Origin of the sequence: Pseudochelatococcus contaminans (assembly GCF_014195635.1) — a bacterium.
GTDB classification, from domain to species: Bacteria; Pseudomonadota; Alphaproteobacteria; order Rhizobiales; family Beijerinckiaceae; genus Pseudochelatococcus; species Pseudochelatococcus contaminans.
Window position 1 is genome coordinate 139,741 of record NZ_JACICC010000005.1, and the last position, 14,502, is coordinate 154,242.

Consider the following 14,502-nt stretch of genomic DNA (forward strand, 5'->3'; position numbering starts at 1 on the left):
CTCTTGCCTATCGACGCTTTCCGGGGCACCCCGCGATGGGGGAATGAAGACCGATGCACCGGCACGTCGCGTAACGATCGCCCGGTCAAATTTATCGGAGTTATAGGGAATTAAAAGCCTTTTCCGGAATTTTTCTGTAAGTATTTCACAAAGCACGGACAATACGTTACCGCGCGGGCCTGTTTTTCCCAATTATGGGAAATCAGACACCTGTCGAGCCGAATCCGCCCGTTCCCCGTTCTGTCTCGCCGAGATCGTCAGCCAGCTTCACCGTCACACGCGTCACCGGAGATACGATGAGCTGGGCTATGCGCAAACCGCGCGTCACTGTGAAAGGTTCCGTGCCCGTGTTGATCAGGATGACGGCCACCTCGCCGCGATAGTCCGAATCGATTGTGCCGGGCGCATTGAGCACGGTCACGCCGTGTTTCAGCGCCAGCCCGGAGCGCGGACGCACCTGCCCCTCCGTTCCCGGCGGCAGCGCGATCACCAGCCCGGTCGGCACCAGTCCCCGTCCGCCCGGCGGAATGACCACCGGCGCATCCGGATCGACCGCGGCGGACAGATCAAGCCCTGCCGCTTCCGTGCTCGCATAAGCCGGCAGCGGCAAGCCGTCGGCATGGGGCAACTGGCGCAGTTGAAGCACGAAGCTCATGGTGTGTCCTCTCTCAAGCGTTCTGCCGCACGGGCGACGAGCCTGCGCGCGACTTCAGATTTGTCCATCGTCGGCCAGCTTTCGATACCTTCCTCACTGATGAGATGAACAGTGTTGCTGCCGCCGCCCATGACGCCCGTTCCCTTGCCGACATCGTTGGCGACAATCCAGTCGCAACCCTTGCGCGCGAGTTTTGCACGGGCATGCTCAAGCACGGTATCGGTTTCGGCCGCAAACCCCACCACAAGGCGCGGGCGCGGAGACCCCTTGGCGACAGTGGCGAGAATATCCGGGTTCTCAACCAGCGAAAGCTGCGGCACCGGCCCCTTGCCCTTCTTGATCTTGGCGTCCGCCTCCTCGGCCGCGCGCCAGTCAGCGACGGCTGCGGCGAAAATTGCGAGATCGACCGGCAGATTTTCAAGCACCGCTGCCAGCATTTCCCGCGCGGTCGACACCCGGCGCACGCGCACACCCGGTGGATCGGGAAGATTCACCGGCCCGCTGACGAGGATCACTTCCGCCCCTGCCTCGGCCGCCGCTGCTGCGATGGCGTGCCCCTGCTTTCCGGACGAGCGGTTGGCGATGTAACGCACAGGATCAATCGGCTCATGCGTCGGGCCGGAGGTGACGAGGACGCGCTTGCCGGCCAAAGGCAGTAGCGCCAATTTCCGCGCCGCATCGTCTGCCGGCGACAGCAACAACCTGGCGGGTGACAGCAGCGACTCAACGGCCGCCAGAATTTCCATCGGTTCGGCCATGCGGCCCAACCCCGATTCCCCGCGCTCCGCCATCGCGCCGCTATTAGGCCCGACGAAATGCACGCCGTCGCCACGCAAGGTCTCGACATTGCGAACCGTCGCCGGGTGCGCCCACATGCGCGGGTTCATCGCGGGCGCAACCAGAATTGGCGTGTCCGTGGCCAGCAGCGCGGTAGAGGCAAGATCATCGCCAAATCCGTTGGCCGCCTTGGCCAGCAGATCAGCGGTAGCCGGTGCAACGACGATCAGGTCGCTCGACCGCGACAACGCGATATGGCCAATATCCGCCTCGTCGGTGAGCGAGAACAGATCGGTATAGGCTTTCTCACCGGAGAGGCTAGCCACCGACAGCGGCGTGACGAATTCGGTCGCGGCTTTCGTCAGAATGGCGCGGACGGCAAAGCCGCGGTCTTTCGCGCGGCGGATCAGCTCCAGCACCTTATAGGCAGCGATGCCGCCGCCGATAATAATAAGCAGGCTTTTCCCTGCGAAGGGCTTTGCGTCCTGCGTGGCGCCATCGTTTGGCGCTTGCTCGCCCGAAAGGTGTTCGTCTGACATATCCGGCTCCCCCTGCGCTTGTGAGCGTTTCCGTGGTCCATTTCAATCAGGACGTGCACTCTCAATTCTATATTTTACCGCAACGTGCGTTCAACGCGATGGATCGGCTTGAACGCAAACCGCTCTAAAACAGCGAGATCAGCAGCAACACCGCGATGACCCACAGCGCGGTCGTGATGCCACGATTGCCCCGCGCTTCGGCCTTGCCGATGGAACGCGTGCTTTCCGGCGACAGGCGAAAGCCATGATCGACTGCGTGCTCGAACCTCGCGAAAACACGCTCGCCGCGCGCCAGCAGGCTGGGCAACCGCGTAACGACTCCGCCCAGATCCTGCGCGCCGCGCCCTGCATCGGCGATGATGCCGGCGGGGCCAAGGTTGCGCTCGATCCACTCGCGCACCACCGGCTCGGCCGTTCCCCACATATCGAGATGCGGATCGAGCTTGCGCGCCACGCCCTCCACGACGACCATGGTCTTTTGCAGCATGACGAGTTCGGTGCGGGTCTCCATGTCGAACAGCGCCGTGACCTCGAACAGCAGCGTCAGCAGCTTAGCCATCGATATTTCGTCGGCGCGGCGGTTATGGATCGGCTCGCCGATGGCGCGGATGGCCTGCGCGAAATCATCCACCGAATGGTGCGGCGGCACATAGCCGGCCTCGAAATGCACCTGCGCCGTGCGGCGATAGTCCCGGGTGATGAAGCCGAGCAGGATTTCCGCCAGAAAACGCCGTTCACGCCGCCCCAGCCTGCCCATGATGCCGCAATCCACGGCCACCAGCCGCCCTTCCGGGTCAACGAACAGGTTGCCGGGGTGCATGTCGGCGTGGAAAAAGCCGTCGCGCAGCGCATGTCGCAGGAACGACTGGATCACCACCCGCGCCAGCGCAACCTTGTCGTGCCCCGCCGCCTCGATGGCCGGGATGTCGGACAGCGGAATGCCATCCACCCAGCTACTGGTCATCACATCGCGGCCGGTTGCATCCCACTCCACAAGCGGCACGCGGAACTCGGGATCGTCACGCGTGTTTTCGCCCATCTCGGAGAGCGCGGCGGCCTCCAGGCGCAGATCCATCTCCATGGTGACGGAACGGGCCAGCGTCTCCACCACCTCGACCGGCCGCAGCCGGCGCGTATCCGGCAGCACGCGCTGGATGAGATCGGCGGCAAAACGCATGGACCCGAGATCGCGCGCGAACCGCTCGCGCACGCCGGGCCGCAACACCTTCACCGCCACCTGCTCCTCGCCCACCGTCAGCCGGGCACGGTGCACCTGCGCGATGGAGGCCGCGGCAATCGGAGGGCCGAATTCCAAAAATGCCTTGGAAACCGGCACGCCCAGAGTATTCTCGATGATCTTCTCGGCGACCTTTTGGTCGAAAGGCGGCATCTTGTCCTGCAAGGACTCGAGATCGCGCGCCGCCCGTGTTCCGACCACATCGGGACGCGTCGCCAGGAACTGTCCGAACTTCACATATGACGGCCCGAGACGCCGCAATGCCACCGCCAGCCGTTCAGCGCCGCCGCCGGCGTTGCGCCTTTCGATGATACGAGCGGCGCGGATGCCAAACCGCGCGAATGGCGGCAGGTCATCGGTCTCGACGAGGCCGAGCGCTCCCTCGCGGGCGAGCACGAACCCCACCCGCGAAAGGCGCGTCAGGTGGACGATGGCGCTGATCATGCGGGGCTCATACCTTCCAGCCGGAGTGAATGGCGACGATGCCGCCGCTTAACGGGCGATAACTCGCCCGCGCGAAACCGGCCTCGGTGATCATGTCCGTGAAGGCATCCGGCGTGGGGAACTTGCGGATCGACTCCACCAGATAGCGATAAGGCTCACCGTCTCCGGTGACGAGGCGGCCAAGCCCGGGAATCACGTTGAATGAATAAGCGTCGTAGAACGCATCCAGCAGCGGCACGTCGACGCGGCTGAACTCAAGGCACAGGAAGCGCCCGCCGCGCCGCAGCACGCGATAGGCCTCACGCAGCGCAGCCGGAATGTCGGGCACGTTGCGGATGCCGAAGGCAATCGTATAAGCGTCATAGGTTGACGAAGGCAGCGGCAAGGTTTCGGCATTCCCCTGCACGAAACGCAACCGCTCACCGTACTTGTCGCCCGCTCGCTCGCGGCCCACGCGCAGCATATCGCCGTTGATGTCGAGGATGGTTACCGCGGTGCGCGGACCACCCGCCTGCAGCACCCGGAATGCGATATCGCCGGTGCCGCCAGCCACATCCAGATGGTGAAATGCGTGGTGGTGCGGCGGCCGCAGCATGGAGATGAGCGCGTCCTTCCACAGCCTGTGCATGCCGGCGGACATCAGATCGTTCATCAGGTCATAGCGATCGGCCACCTTGTGAAACACGTCGTCCACAAGGCCCTGCTTGCGCGCCAGCGGCACATCCCTGAAGCCGAAATGGGTCGTCTCTTCGCTCGTCATTCCATTCATCCTGCTTCGCCAGCCCCACAGCCGCCGATCCATGCTGTCGCGGACCATAGCGAATGCGTTACGGCTTCGCTATGGTCATGTCGATAACCGAGAATGCGGCATTCTACAAATTTGGCCGATATATCCCATTATCATCCTGCCACTCGCCACCCCGTTCACGAAGAGTATCCCCGCCATGCCGGAATTGCCGGAAGTCGAAACCGTCCGACGCGGCCTTGAACCTGTGATGAAGGACGCGCGCTTCACGCTGGTAGAGCAGCGCCGCCCCGATCTGCGCTTTCCCTTCCCCGATCAATTCACCCAGCGCCTGCAGGGACGCACGGTCACGGCGCTGACACGGCGGGCGAAATATCTGGTAGCGGATATGGACGGCGACGACCTGCTCGTCATGCATCTGGGCATGAGCGGCCGCTTCCTGATCGAGAACGGATCGGATGACCGGGACGGCCCCGGCCATTTCCACGCCGAGACCGGCGGCAATTCGGCGCACGACCATGTCGTGTTTCACCTCTCGAACGGCGCGCGCATTACCTATAACGACACGCGGCGATTCGGTTTCATGCTGCTTGTGCCCGTTGCGGAAAGGCTGACGCATGCCGTCTTCCGCCATGTCGGAATCGAGCCTCTCGGCAATGAACTGGGAGCGGAAACGCTGGCGCGTCTTTTCGCAGGCAAGCGCGCACCACTGAAGGCCGCGCTGCTCGATCAGCGTCTCATTGCTGGGCTGGGCAACATCTACGTTTGCGAAGCCCTGCATAGGTCTGGCCTGTCTCCCGAGCGCGCCGCCGGCTCCATTGTCATGCCTGATGGACGACCCACGGACGACGCGCGGCGCCTGGCCACCGCCATACGCGACGTATTGACCGACGCTATTGCCGCCGGCGGCTCCACCCTGCGTGACTATGCGCAGGCCGATGGCTCACTTGGCTATTTCCAGCACACATTCCGCGTCTACGACAGAGAGGGCCTGCCCTGCCCGACGCCCGGATGTTCGGGCCATGTGGAACGCATTGTGCAATCCGGCCGTTCAACGTTCTTCTGCCGCTCCTGCCAGACATAAAGCGAGTGCAGAGTATGCTTTCATAATGCCGGAGACAGCTTAAATCCGATATCGAAGATGGCTTGTTTCTCAGCAGGGGAAGCCGAAAAGCTGTAACCGTCAAGCTTTCACGGAACCCCTGCCTTTCAAGAACGTTGACCTGTCAGTGAAGCAGCGCAAAGCCGCACAGAACGGGATGACGAGTGACAGCAATGCCTAAATCCAACAGCAGATCTGCTACGAAGCACAACGATTCGACAGAACCGGCAAACAACCGTTCAATTGCGAGTTCAGCAGCAGCAACCGACAGGCCGGTAAAAACCGCAAAATCCACCGCTACACGGGGATTTGCCTCTATGGACCCGGAAAAGCAGCGCGCTATAGCGTCCAAGGGCGGTCAGAGCGTGCCGGATGAAAAACGCAGTTTCTCGCAGAACCGCAAGCTGGCGTCCGAAGCCGGCCGCAAGGGCGGTCGCAGCGTACCGGACGAAAAGCGCAGCTTCTCCCGCGATCCAAACCTCGCCGCTGAAGCAGGCCGGAAAGGCGGCCAGTCACCGGCGAAAACGGAATAGACTTGTTTCATCTAAGTCAGAAAAACCAAAAGGCAGAATGATCGCAGACAGGATGTTTGCAGATTTTCGGTTCGTAAAGGACTCTCTAAAAATCTGCAAACCTGAATTCGTCATGCTGGTTTACTGTCCAAGGCGCTGGCGGTTCATCCTTATTTCAACGACAAGGCCGTCCGCCTGCCAATCAAACTGCACCGCCCCCTCAAGTTGACCGAGGATCGTACGTTTGATGAGCGTCGAACCGAATCCAAAATTCTGCGGCGGGGCGCTGAGGCATGGCCCACCACCTTCGCGCCATGACAACACACAGTCGCGGCCCTCGAATCGGCAATCGATGCCGACGCGGCCGCCGGGTATCGACAGTGCACCATATTTAACAGCGTTGGTCGCCAGCTCGTGCAGTACAAGCCCCAATGCCGTGAGACTGCCCTGCCCCAAAACCGGCTGATCGTTCGGTATCAGCATCGTGTCGGCAAGATCGATACGATCATCACCATCGCTGTAAGGCGCGGCGACCACCTTCACCAATGCCCTGAACTGGTCGGAGAACGATACAAACGTGTGCCCGACAAGATGATCGCTCGCTCCCTGATGCACGATGCCCTGCGCGCGGCCCAGCGCTTCAAGCCGCCCCCGCACCTTGAGGGCCATTTCCTGCGGTGTGGCGGCCGTGCGGGCTGACGCGCTGACGATGCCGCTGGCCACCGTGAGAATGTTGCCGATACGATGACGCATTTCGCGCACCAGAAGCTCCTGCACCTCCAGGGCCTCTTTGAGCGCACGCTTGTCACGGATCATTTTCAGGGCAATGCCGGCAAAGCTGGCCAATTCGCCCAGCACCCGTGCGTCGACACCATCGAACTGGCGATCTTCATCATGGGAAATCACCCACAACGCACCGAGCGGCCGATCCCCCGCCAGGTAGATCGGCACAAGCAGGGCCTCATGGTTAACGATGCCCGGCAGCGCGTAGTCAGCACAGATCAGTTCGGGAAAGGCGATCAGGATCGGCCCGCCCTCATCGATGCATATACCGCAAGGGCTGGCCTGTCGCGGTGTCGTGCGCCCGATAAACGGCTTGCACGCGCCTGTCACGTAGTGCCAGCGGAAAACGTCCCCCTCCGGCGAGTCAGGTTCGTGCAGGCTGATCCCGGAAGAATGCGCGCCGCTGATGCGCAATGCCTTGTCGACCAGATATGTCAGGAACGAATCCGGTTGCTCCAGCATTTGCCATGCCAGATCTTGCAACGCATGAACTTCTTCGCGCGGGTCCAGCGCCCTGCGCGGGCGCGTCATCAACTGGTGCGTGATGACGGCCCCGACATGAAACGGCTCGATCCCGGGCGACAGCAACGACGCATGACCGGCGCCCATACTTTTCTACTCCGCCCCCGCACGCATGCCTGTGGAGCAATGATTTGCTACCATGGCATTCCATCCGTTTGCACGGGGGCTGTCAAGAGACACCTTGTATCAGGCAACAATGCGGCCCCGGTGTCAAATCTGCAGACCGCCATCCTGCGTCGGCGGCTCCGCATGGCCGACCACCCGCAGGATATGAGGCAGATCATGCCGCACCAGCCGCTCGACAGTATCGACCTGCGCATGAACATCCGCGATATTGAGCATAGGATCGGCAAGGCAGTGATAATTGACGACAAGACCACCCGGTGTCTCACGCACCCTGACCTGATGAACGTCATGGATTGAACGCGTTTCCGCAGAGCGGCGGCGCAACGCTTCCGTCACCACCTCCACCACGTCGGCGGAAGCATCCTGTCCTTCGAGCGGCTCGATCTCCAGCGGCTCGATATGCGTCTCGACTTCGGTTTCCGCCCCGAACTCTTCCCGCAACGCTGCTTCCAATCGGGTAGCGACCACATGAGCCTCGCCCAGCGTGGCGCGACCGTCGATCTCAAGGTCGAGGCTGATCGAAAGCCGCCCGTTGATGCTCTGCACCGTGACGTGATGCACGGGAATATGGTTGCGATGCGCGATGAGCCAGACGCGCTCCTGCACGGTTTCGGAATTAAGCTGCACGGGATTGGCCGTGACGGTAAAGGCCGACCCCGGCAACTCCCGCGCCAACACGTCCGTCACCTGCTCGCGGATGGCGCGCACGCGTTCCAGCGGCAGTGTGCGCGACACGTCAACCTCGACATCACCAAGAAAGCCGGAGCCGGACGGACGCACCTTCACCCCATTCACGGCGACCACACCCGGCACCTTGAGGCTTATCGCCGAAACATTCTCCGCCACGCCCTGCGGCGCGGTATCCAGCAGGTTCGCGATGGTGCGACGGGCCAGCCCGAAGCCGGCAATGGCGATATAAACCGAAACACCGATAGCAATCAGCGCATCCGCCGCCTGATAACCGAGCGCGGCAAGGCCAAGTGCAATCAGCACGAAAATGGAGTTTACGAGGTCGGAAGAGAAGTGCAGCGCATCGGCTTCAAGCGCCTCGCTGCCGGTTTCCTTCGCCACCTTTTTCAACGTCCACCAGCGCCAGCCGTCCACAATGATCGCACCGACAAGGATGCCCGCGGCAAGCCAGCTCGGCTGCACATCATCGGCTCCCGACGCCAGACGGCGCACACCCTCAAAAGCCACGACGCCGGATAACAGAAAGAGAAACGCCGTCTCGGCAAGCGCCGACATGGATTCGAACTTGCCGTGACCATAATGGTGCTTGTCATCGGCAGGCTTGTGCGCCTCACGCAACGCCAGCCACGTCAATGTTGTCGCCCCGACATCCAGAAGGCTGTTGGCAGCATCGGAAAGCAGCGCCAGCGAACCCGTCATAAAACCGGCAATCGCCTTGGCGACCATCAGAAGAGCGCTGACCAGAATCGAAATGAATGCAACGCGTTCCTTGCGTCTTTCAAGCGCCGCCCGATCATCGATCTGCTGACCGTTCGTCATACTTCTTCTCCCGCCAACCAATGGCCTGCTTTTACCCGGAACCGCCGGGACGCCGACAGACAACACCGAAAACATCGCCCAGAGGCGCTCGAAACAAGGCTGCTCAAGCAGTAAGGCGGCGCTGGGTGCGCCGCCATCTCATAGTCCATTCTCATGCGGCCGGATCATGCATTCGAACTCAAACGAACAGATGACGCTACATTCTTTCGAAGAGGCAATTATGGGAGATTTTTTTGCCCTCGGTCATCAGTTGTCCACCGGAATTGGGTTAATTGAACGCCGGTTCGATTTCATAAGAACGCGCGCTATGCCCATTTAAGCTTGAACGGGCTCTGGACCGATGCAGGAAAGGCAACACTGATGCGTTATGTTCACACCATGGTTCGCGTGCGCGATCTCGATGCGGCGCTGGATTTTTACGTCGGAAAATTCGGGCTTGTGGAAACGCGCCGCGTTGAAAACGAGGCCGGTCGTTTCACCCTGATTTTCCTCGCCGCCCCGGGCGATGTCGAAAGCGTGCAGGAACGCCGCTCCCCGGAGTTGGAGCTGACATGGAACTGGGACGACGAAGAGTATACAGGCGGCCGCAACTTCGGTCACCTTGCCTATCGCGTCGACGATATCTACGCGACCTGCGCCAAACTGGCGAAAGCCGGCGTCACCATCAACCGCCCACCCCGTGACGGACACATGGCCTTCATCCGCTCGCCAGACGGCATCTCCATCGAAATCCTGCAGGAAGGCGATGCCCTGCCCCCGCAGGAGCCGTGGACAAGCCTCCCCAACATCGGCGAGTGGTGAACCGCCAGCGCTATCGAGCAGCGAACGGATCGTTGTCCGGAGTGATCAGCGATCCGGGCCTGTTATGGCCACTGTAGACCACCGCAGCCTGCTCCGGCGGAGGCTTTCCGACGCCGCGGCTGCGACTCTGTTTTTGTGGCGCGGCGCATCCGGCCATGGCAGCAGTCATTAAAACAACCACCGCAACAGTGAGAAAGCGCCTTGCGCCAAAGCTGGACCGGCTGCAATTGCGCGAACGTTCAAAAGTTGAAGGCATATCCAACCCTTCTTGCATTTTTCTGCGATCTCCCTGGATCTTCCGGCCTTTCATTCGGAAAAGAGGATTCACGTCCGGCACCAGCCTCGACCACCGACGATTCAGGCACCTTTCGCGAGCTGTATGTCATGACATAGGTAAACGATCATCGAAAGCGTGGCATTAAGCCCATCAAGCAAGGGCCTGGCTTCTCCACAGCGCAAGGCGCTACGTCAACATCGAAAACCCATTTCCGACAGAAACTTATGGGCGCATCCCCTGAAGTCAGCAATCGACAGCCAGGCCAGTTTTACACAGCAAACGAGTTATCCATCGTTCTTCGGCAAAAAAATCCCGCATAGCGCTTGACGGGCGATCCAGTCCCATCTAATTAAACCCCGGTCAGACGGAGCGACGTTGTCGCTTCCAGCGTGTATTAAGTGAAGGTATAGAATCTTCAGACACATGCTGATTGTTGGGGAATAGTTTAACGGTAGAACTGCGGACTCTGACTCCGTCAGTCCTGGTTCGAATCCAGGTTCCCCAGCCATCTTCCTCCTAAGCAATTGAAATCATTAAAGTGCCTCGCGCCACCTGAGGCGGGATGAAGCATTTTGCTACAAACCGCTGCTACAAAGAGAGCGAAGCGGCGTGGCAGCTCCTTCCAATATCGTCCGGCGCGGACGCATATTTCATTTCCGACGAGCCGTCCCGGCAGATTTGCGCGACAGGCTGAAACGACGCGAATTGGTTCGCAGCCTCGGCGCTTGCGGTCCCAAGGACGCGCGGCTACGAGCAGATGAGCTATATTGGCTCTCCGAACAACTCTTCGAAACGGCCCGCGCAAACCCCATGCTTACCCAGGATCAACTCGCCCTCCTTGCCCAGAGTTTCTACAACCACGTCCTGGAACGAGAACGCACGGTGCGAGCATCCGGCATGTATCTCACCGAAGATGGTCGGGCCGCCCGCGCGAGGTACTGGGGTGATGTCGCCCAACAGACGAAGAAGTCGCTTGGTGGCAATATGCTGGATCACGGCATCACCACCGCGCAGATGACGGCGCGGATGGTCGGGCTGACCTGGAGCGATCTTGACGAAGCAGAACGGCATCAATGCAAGGAAGTCGTTCACCGGGCCGGAATCGATCTCGCAGAAGCACTGAAAGCCCGATATGAAGGCGACTTCGAGTTCGAGCCCAAGAGCAAGCTGCTTCGCCAAGCTTTGGTAGAAGTTCCTCCTACAGCCTCACCCCCTCATCAGATGCAATCGGGGGCGCAGGCAGAGCCACTATTTTCGACGGTCTATCCCGGCTACATCGAAGATCAGATTCGTCGCGGCGACTGGCGTCAGCAGACAGGCAACCAGGCCCATGCCACATACCGCCTCTTCGAACAGATTTGCGGAAACAAGCCGGTAAACCAGTACACGCGGGCGGATGCCGCCCAATTCCGCACCACGGCGGAACGTATGCCTTCCGACTACGGCAAGGCCGCTTCCTACAAGAATTTTACACCCGAAGATATCATCCGCGCCTATGAAAAACTGCCGGACGAGCGGAAACAACCGCTGCTGACGCAGAAAACCATCAAGCGCCATTTCTCAGCTCTTTCCGCGATGTGGAGTGAGGCAATCGCAACCGGTAAGGCCACGGAAAACATCTTCTCCGGCTTCAGATTCGCCGCTGTGAAAAGGGCCGTCGATGAGCGGGAGCAGTGGTCCGGCACCGAACTCAAGGCTTTGTTCGGCTCCCCCGTCTGGTCTGGGTGCTTGTCCGCAGGCCGTCGCTCACAGCCTGGTCAGCAAATCATCCGGGACGATAAGTTCTGGATACCGCTCATCACCCTATTCAGCGGCATGCGGCTGGAGGAAATCTGCCAGCTTCGCACCGATGATATCCGGGAAGAAAATGGCACTCCATTTTTCGATATCAACGACCGTCCGCCGCGTCAGTTGAAGAACAAGAATGCCGTTCGGAAGGTGCCGATCCATAGCGAGCTGATCCGCATGGGCTTCCTGACCTACATCAAAACGCTTGGAAAGGGATCACAGCCGGTGTTTCCGGCCCTGAAACCCGGCGGAGCGGACGACAAGCTCGGCCATGGCTTTACCAAATGGTTCACCCGCTACCGGCAGGACATCGGCGTTTATCGCAAGAACCTCGATTTCCATTCCCTTCGGCATACTGCGACGACCTTGATGCACCAGGCTGACGTTTCGACGCTCGTCATCGATCATCTGACAGGTCACAGCACACCTGGGGAAACGGCGCGATACACCAAGGGATCAAGCCTGCAACAGCTTGCCGCCGCGATAGAGGCCATCAAGTCGGGACTTGCCCTGGCACACCTTTATAACGACTGTTGAAATTGCACGTGGAACCCGAAACGCTCCGGGTGTAGGCAAAAAGTCGGCTGGCGAAGCTGGCCGCTCCTGACTTTATCCCGAAGGGAAGAACGATCGATCCCATCGATCCAATCATTCTCTCTTCCCTCTCCCTCCATTCCCTCTCTGCATACCTTGATCCTTCAATCAGGAAACAAATCAAAAGCAGGGAAACCAACCCAGGAGAGAAGCCCATGCCAGCCAAACGCCGCATCGACGCCACCCAGGCCATGGCCGAAGCCGAGGCCGCGCTGACCCGCGCCGGGGTCAAGTTCGTGCGCCATTCGCCATTTCATCTCAAGGTCCAAGTCTTCAATTTCTGGCCCTCGACCGGCAAGGTCAGTCGCGACGACAGCAGCAAAAAGGGCGCCAACCTTGGTCTCGCTGTCTTCATCCGCATAATCCGGGAGGCCGGCCTCGCAAAGGGCCAGCCTCTCGATGCCGTCGATGATTCCACCACCTTCATCGTGCAAATGCCGTCGCAGGAGCCGGGTTTCGAAACCTATTAAGGCTCGAAAATCTGAGAGCCGGCTCAAGCCGCCATTAATCTCAAATCGGATGTGCGCCGTCAGCCCCCAGGCACCTTCATCCTGCGGGACGAGATTGCGCAGATAGTCACAAATGCTTGATTCAGGAAGTCACTTAAATACCTATAAATAAACGCTTATTTCGACTTGCCGAAACCCCTTGATCTGCCAAAAATGAAACTGGCAGACTAAGCAGCCAAGCCTACCTGCCGTAATGATCAGTTCGTCAACGGTACAGGTTCAATCGGTCTACGAAATCCTGCGGATACAGCTCGCGAACGTCGCGGCTCCCCCGTTCATAGGCAGATTGAAACCGCTTTGGCTTTGCTGGGCGTCGATCCGCTTTCATCCAACTCTCCAGATCGGAGCATGCCGTGCCAAGATCAACAGCAGATACCCCCGCTAGCTTCAAGTCGCCTCTAAGTTTCACCGGATCGGCATAGAACCGCTCCAGGCCACCTGGCACACCCGTTCGTCGCTGGGTTGGCCCCAAACTCTGCGAGACGCCGCACCGCTTCACGCTGACGGGACCAGGGTCTCGCCATCGGAAAGGTATGAGGTCTCCCAGGAAAACATCACGACAATCGGGGGCATACTTCGCAGATTGGACCAAGACACCACGCTCGAAGCCTTTCGTCATGTAGCCGAGACGAAGGAACGCAAGCCAAGGCTGCTCCACCAAGCCTCCTGTGGTCCGGACAGCACCTTTGACGACACCCCCGAACCGCCGCTCCACCCACTTCTTCAAGTAGGCCTTAAACTGCCGCCTGGGATGCTCCATGGCGGACAATTGCTTCAAGCCGAGCGACGAACGTCCGGCCACGGTGCCGCCCGGCACATGCAGCGCGATGTGCGAATGAAGACCGAGCATAGCGCTGTTCTCGTGGCAATAGATGTATGCGCACGGCCAACCTCGCTGTCCCAACCAATCCCCAATGCATTTTAGCAGCGCTTGAAAGCCTTTCTTCACTTCGTCGTCGCTCCGGCAACCCAAGAGCGACCATGTAACGGTGATCATCGTATCGAGCGGCAGCCCAAACTCATGTGCGAACTCGCATGCGGAATACAATTCTGCAAACTCGGCCTCATCGATCAGCCGTGACGCCTGGTCTGATTTCGGCATGATAAGAACTTGCCGGGCCGCCCCATCAGCGTTGTGGCGAGTTTCCAGAACGGTTTCAGGCAGTGCACTGGCCTTCAGATAGCCGCCCCGGAGGCGACCCTTCCATTTTTTCACAAAGACATGGGGCCGGTCCCCAATCTCCCTTGCAAGCTCTGCTTGGAAAAGCTCTTGCCTGTCATCGCGATTGACCCCATGGATCGCCTGCAAAAGACGTGTATGTTCTCCTAATCCATCCGCAACAAACCGTTCATTTGGCCCAGGTCCTCCGGCTTCGTGGACCGCCCGCGCATAATCGTCATTCGAAAGAAAATCGCTCCGTCTTATGCCGGAGTTTCCTATGCCAAAGGTTCCTGATTGGCCATCGCGACGCGGCTTTTTCGGCTTATTGCTGTCCCGGCTTACTGGCATCAGATACCTATTCACTGCTCAATCGTAGCGTACTCGATTAGTGTCAATTCGGCTACTTCATCAACGATTCAT

General features: G+C 59.9%; 13 protein-coding genes and 1 tRNA gene. 6 read left to right on the forward strand and 8 right to left on the reverse strand.

Annotation, left to right across the window (positions count from 1 at the left end):
- Positions 1-202: 202 nt before the first annotated feature.
- From dut to ubiE, 4 genes are all read right to left on the reverse strand, one after another.
- Positions 203-655, reverse strand: coding sequence for a dUTP diphosphatase (gene dut, locus FHS81_RS11220; RefSeq protein WP_183753018.1), 453 nt, complete (start codon positions 653-655; stop codon positions 203-205).
- Positions 652-1,971: a bifunctional phosphopantothenoylcysteine decarboxylase/phosphopantothenate--cysteine ligase CoaBC gene (gene coaBC, locus FHS81_RS11225; protein WP_183753020.1), complete on the reverse strand. Its 1,320-nt coding sequence runs from the start codon at positions 1,969-1,971 to the stop codon at positions 652-654. Before coaBC ends, dut begins: the two co-directional genes overlap by 4 nt.
- A 124-nt stretch (positions 1,972-2,095) precedes the next feature.
- On the reverse strand, positions 2,096-3,652 hold the full coding sequence (gene ubiB / locus FHS81_RS11230; protein ID WP_183753022.1) for a 2-polyprenylphenol 6-hydroxylase: 1,557 nt from the start codon (positions 3,650-3,652) through the stop codon (positions 2,096-2,098).
- A gap of 7 nt (positions 3,653-3,659) precedes the next feature.
- Entirely contained in the window at positions 3,660-4,412 is a 753-nt protein-coding gene (gene ubiE, locus FHS81_RS11235; protein ID WP_183753024.1) for a bifunctional demethylmenaquinone methyltransferase/2-methoxy-6-polyprenyl-1,4-benzoquinol methylase UbiE, read from the reverse strand.
- 184 nt (positions 4,413-4,596) lie between these two features.
- On the opposite strand from ubiE, the gene mutM reads away from it, so the two are divergent.
- Entirely contained in the window at positions 4,597-5,481 is an 885-nt protein-coding gene (mutM, locus tag FHS81_RS11240; protein ID WP_183753026.1) for a bifunctional DNA-formamidopyrimidine glycosylase/DNA-(apurinic or apyrimidinic site) lyase, read from the forward strand.
- Positions 5,482-5,623: 142 nt separating this feature from the next.
- Here mutM and FHS81_RS18695 read toward each other — a convergent pair whose 3' ends face one another.
- Positions 5,624-5,794, reverse strand: coding sequence for a hypothetical protein (locus FHS81_RS18695; protein ID WP_210281652.1), 171 nt, complete (start codon positions 5,792-5,794; stop codon positions 5,624-5,626).
- Between FHS81_RS18695 and FHS81_RS18700 the strand changes: the two genes are divergently transcribed.
- A complete protein-coding gene (locus FHS81_RS18700) occupies positions 5,742-6,032 on the forward strand; it encodes a con-10 family general stress protein (protein WP_343052482.1) in 291 nt (96 codons plus the stop codon). The two genes, FHS81_RS18695 and FHS81_RS18700, sit on opposite strands and share 53 nt — an antisense overlap.
- A 120-nt stretch (positions 6,033-6,152) precedes the next feature.
- Here FHS81_RS18700 and FHS81_RS11250 read toward each other — a convergent pair whose 3' ends face one another.
- Both FHS81_RS11250 and FHS81_RS11255 read right to left on the reverse strand, forming a co-directional pair.
- On the reverse strand, positions 6,153-7,403 hold the full coding sequence (locus tag FHS81_RS11250) for a sensor histidine kinase (protein ID WP_183753031.1): 1,251 nt from the start codon (positions 7,401-7,403) through the stop codon (positions 6,153-6,155).
- A 123-nt stretch (positions 7,404-7,526) separates the two neighbouring features.
- Entirely contained in the window at positions 7,527-8,951 is a 1,425-nt protein-coding gene (locus FHS81_RS11255) for a cation diffusion facilitator family transporter (RefSeq protein ID WP_183753034.1), read from the reverse strand.
- Between the two features lie 360 nt (positions 8,952-9,311).
- Here FHS81_RS11255 and FHS81_RS11260 point away from each other — a divergent pair, with 360 nt between their 5' ends.
- From FHS81_RS11260 to FHS81_RS11275, 4 genes are all read left to right on the forward strand, one after another.
- A complete protein-coding gene (locus tag FHS81_RS11260) occupies positions 9,312-9,752 on the forward strand; it encodes a VOC family protein (protein WP_183753036.1) in 441 nt (146 codons plus the stop codon).
- 711 nt (positions 9,753-10,463) lie between these two features.
- Positions 10,464-10,537 (forward strand) — tRNA-Gln (locus tag FHS81_RS11265).
- Between the two features lie 101 nt (positions 10,538-10,638).
- Positions 10,639-12,354, forward strand: a complete 1,716-nt coding sequence (locus FHS81_RS11270) for a tyrosine-type recombinase/integrase (RefSeq protein WP_183753038.1) — start codon at positions 10,639-10,641, stop codon at positions 12,352-12,354.
- 212 nt (positions 12,355-12,566) lie between these two features.
- Entirely contained in the window at positions 12,567-12,881 is a 315-nt protein-coding gene (locus tag FHS81_RS11275; protein ID WP_183753041.1) for a hypothetical protein, read from the forward strand.
- A 244-nt stretch (positions 12,882-13,125) separates the two neighbouring features.
- Here FHS81_RS11275 and FHS81_RS11280 read toward each other — a convergent pair whose 3' ends face one another.
- A complete protein-coding gene (locus FHS81_RS11280; protein ID WP_183753043.1) occupies positions 13,126-14,430 on the reverse strand; it encodes a hypothetical protein in 1,305 nt (434 codons plus the stop codon).
- Positions 14,431-14,502 lie beyond the last annotated feature (72 nt).

Bases quoted from the DNA above. Each gene is read 5' to 3' on its own strand.
- dut (WP_183753018.1), bottom strand. From the start codon at position 655: ATGAGCTTCGTGCTTCAACTGCGCCAGTTGCCCCATGCCGACGGCTTG.
- coaBC (WP_183753020.1), bottom strand. From the start codon at position 1,971: ATGTCAGACGAACACCTTTCGGGCGAGCAAGCGCCAAACGATGGCGCC.
- ubiB (WP_183753022.1), bottom strand. From the start codon at position 3,652: ATGATCAGCGCCATCGTCCACCTGACGCGCCTTTCGCGGGTGGGGTTC.
- ubiE (WP_183753024.1), bottom strand. From the start codon at position 4,412: ATGACGAGCGAAGAGACGACCCATTTCGGCTTCAGGGATGTGCCGCTG.
- mutM (WP_183753026.1), top strand. From the start codon at position 4,597: ATGCCGGAATTGCCGGAAGTCGAAACCGTCCGACGCGGCCTTGAACCT.
- FHS81_RS11250 (WP_183753031.1), bottom strand. From the start codon at position 7,403: ATGGGCGCCGGTCATGCGTCGTTGCTGTCGCCCGGGATCGAGCCGTTT.
- FHS81_RS11255 (WP_183753034.1), bottom strand. From the start codon at position 8,951: ATGACGAACGGTCAGCAGATCGATGATCGGGCGGCGCTTGAAAGACGC.
- FHS81_RS11260 (WP_183753036.1), top strand. From the start codon at position 9,312: ATGCGTTATGTTCACACCATGGTTCGCGTGCGCGATCTCGATGCGGCG.
- FHS81_RS11275 (WP_183753041.1), top strand. From the start codon at position 12,567: ATGCCAGCCAAACGCCGCATCGACGCCACCCAGGCCATGGCCGAAGCC.
- FHS81_RS11280 (WP_183753043.1), bottom strand. From the start codon at position 14,430: ATGCCAGTAAGCCGGGACAGCAATAAGCCGAAAAAGCCGCGTCGCGAT.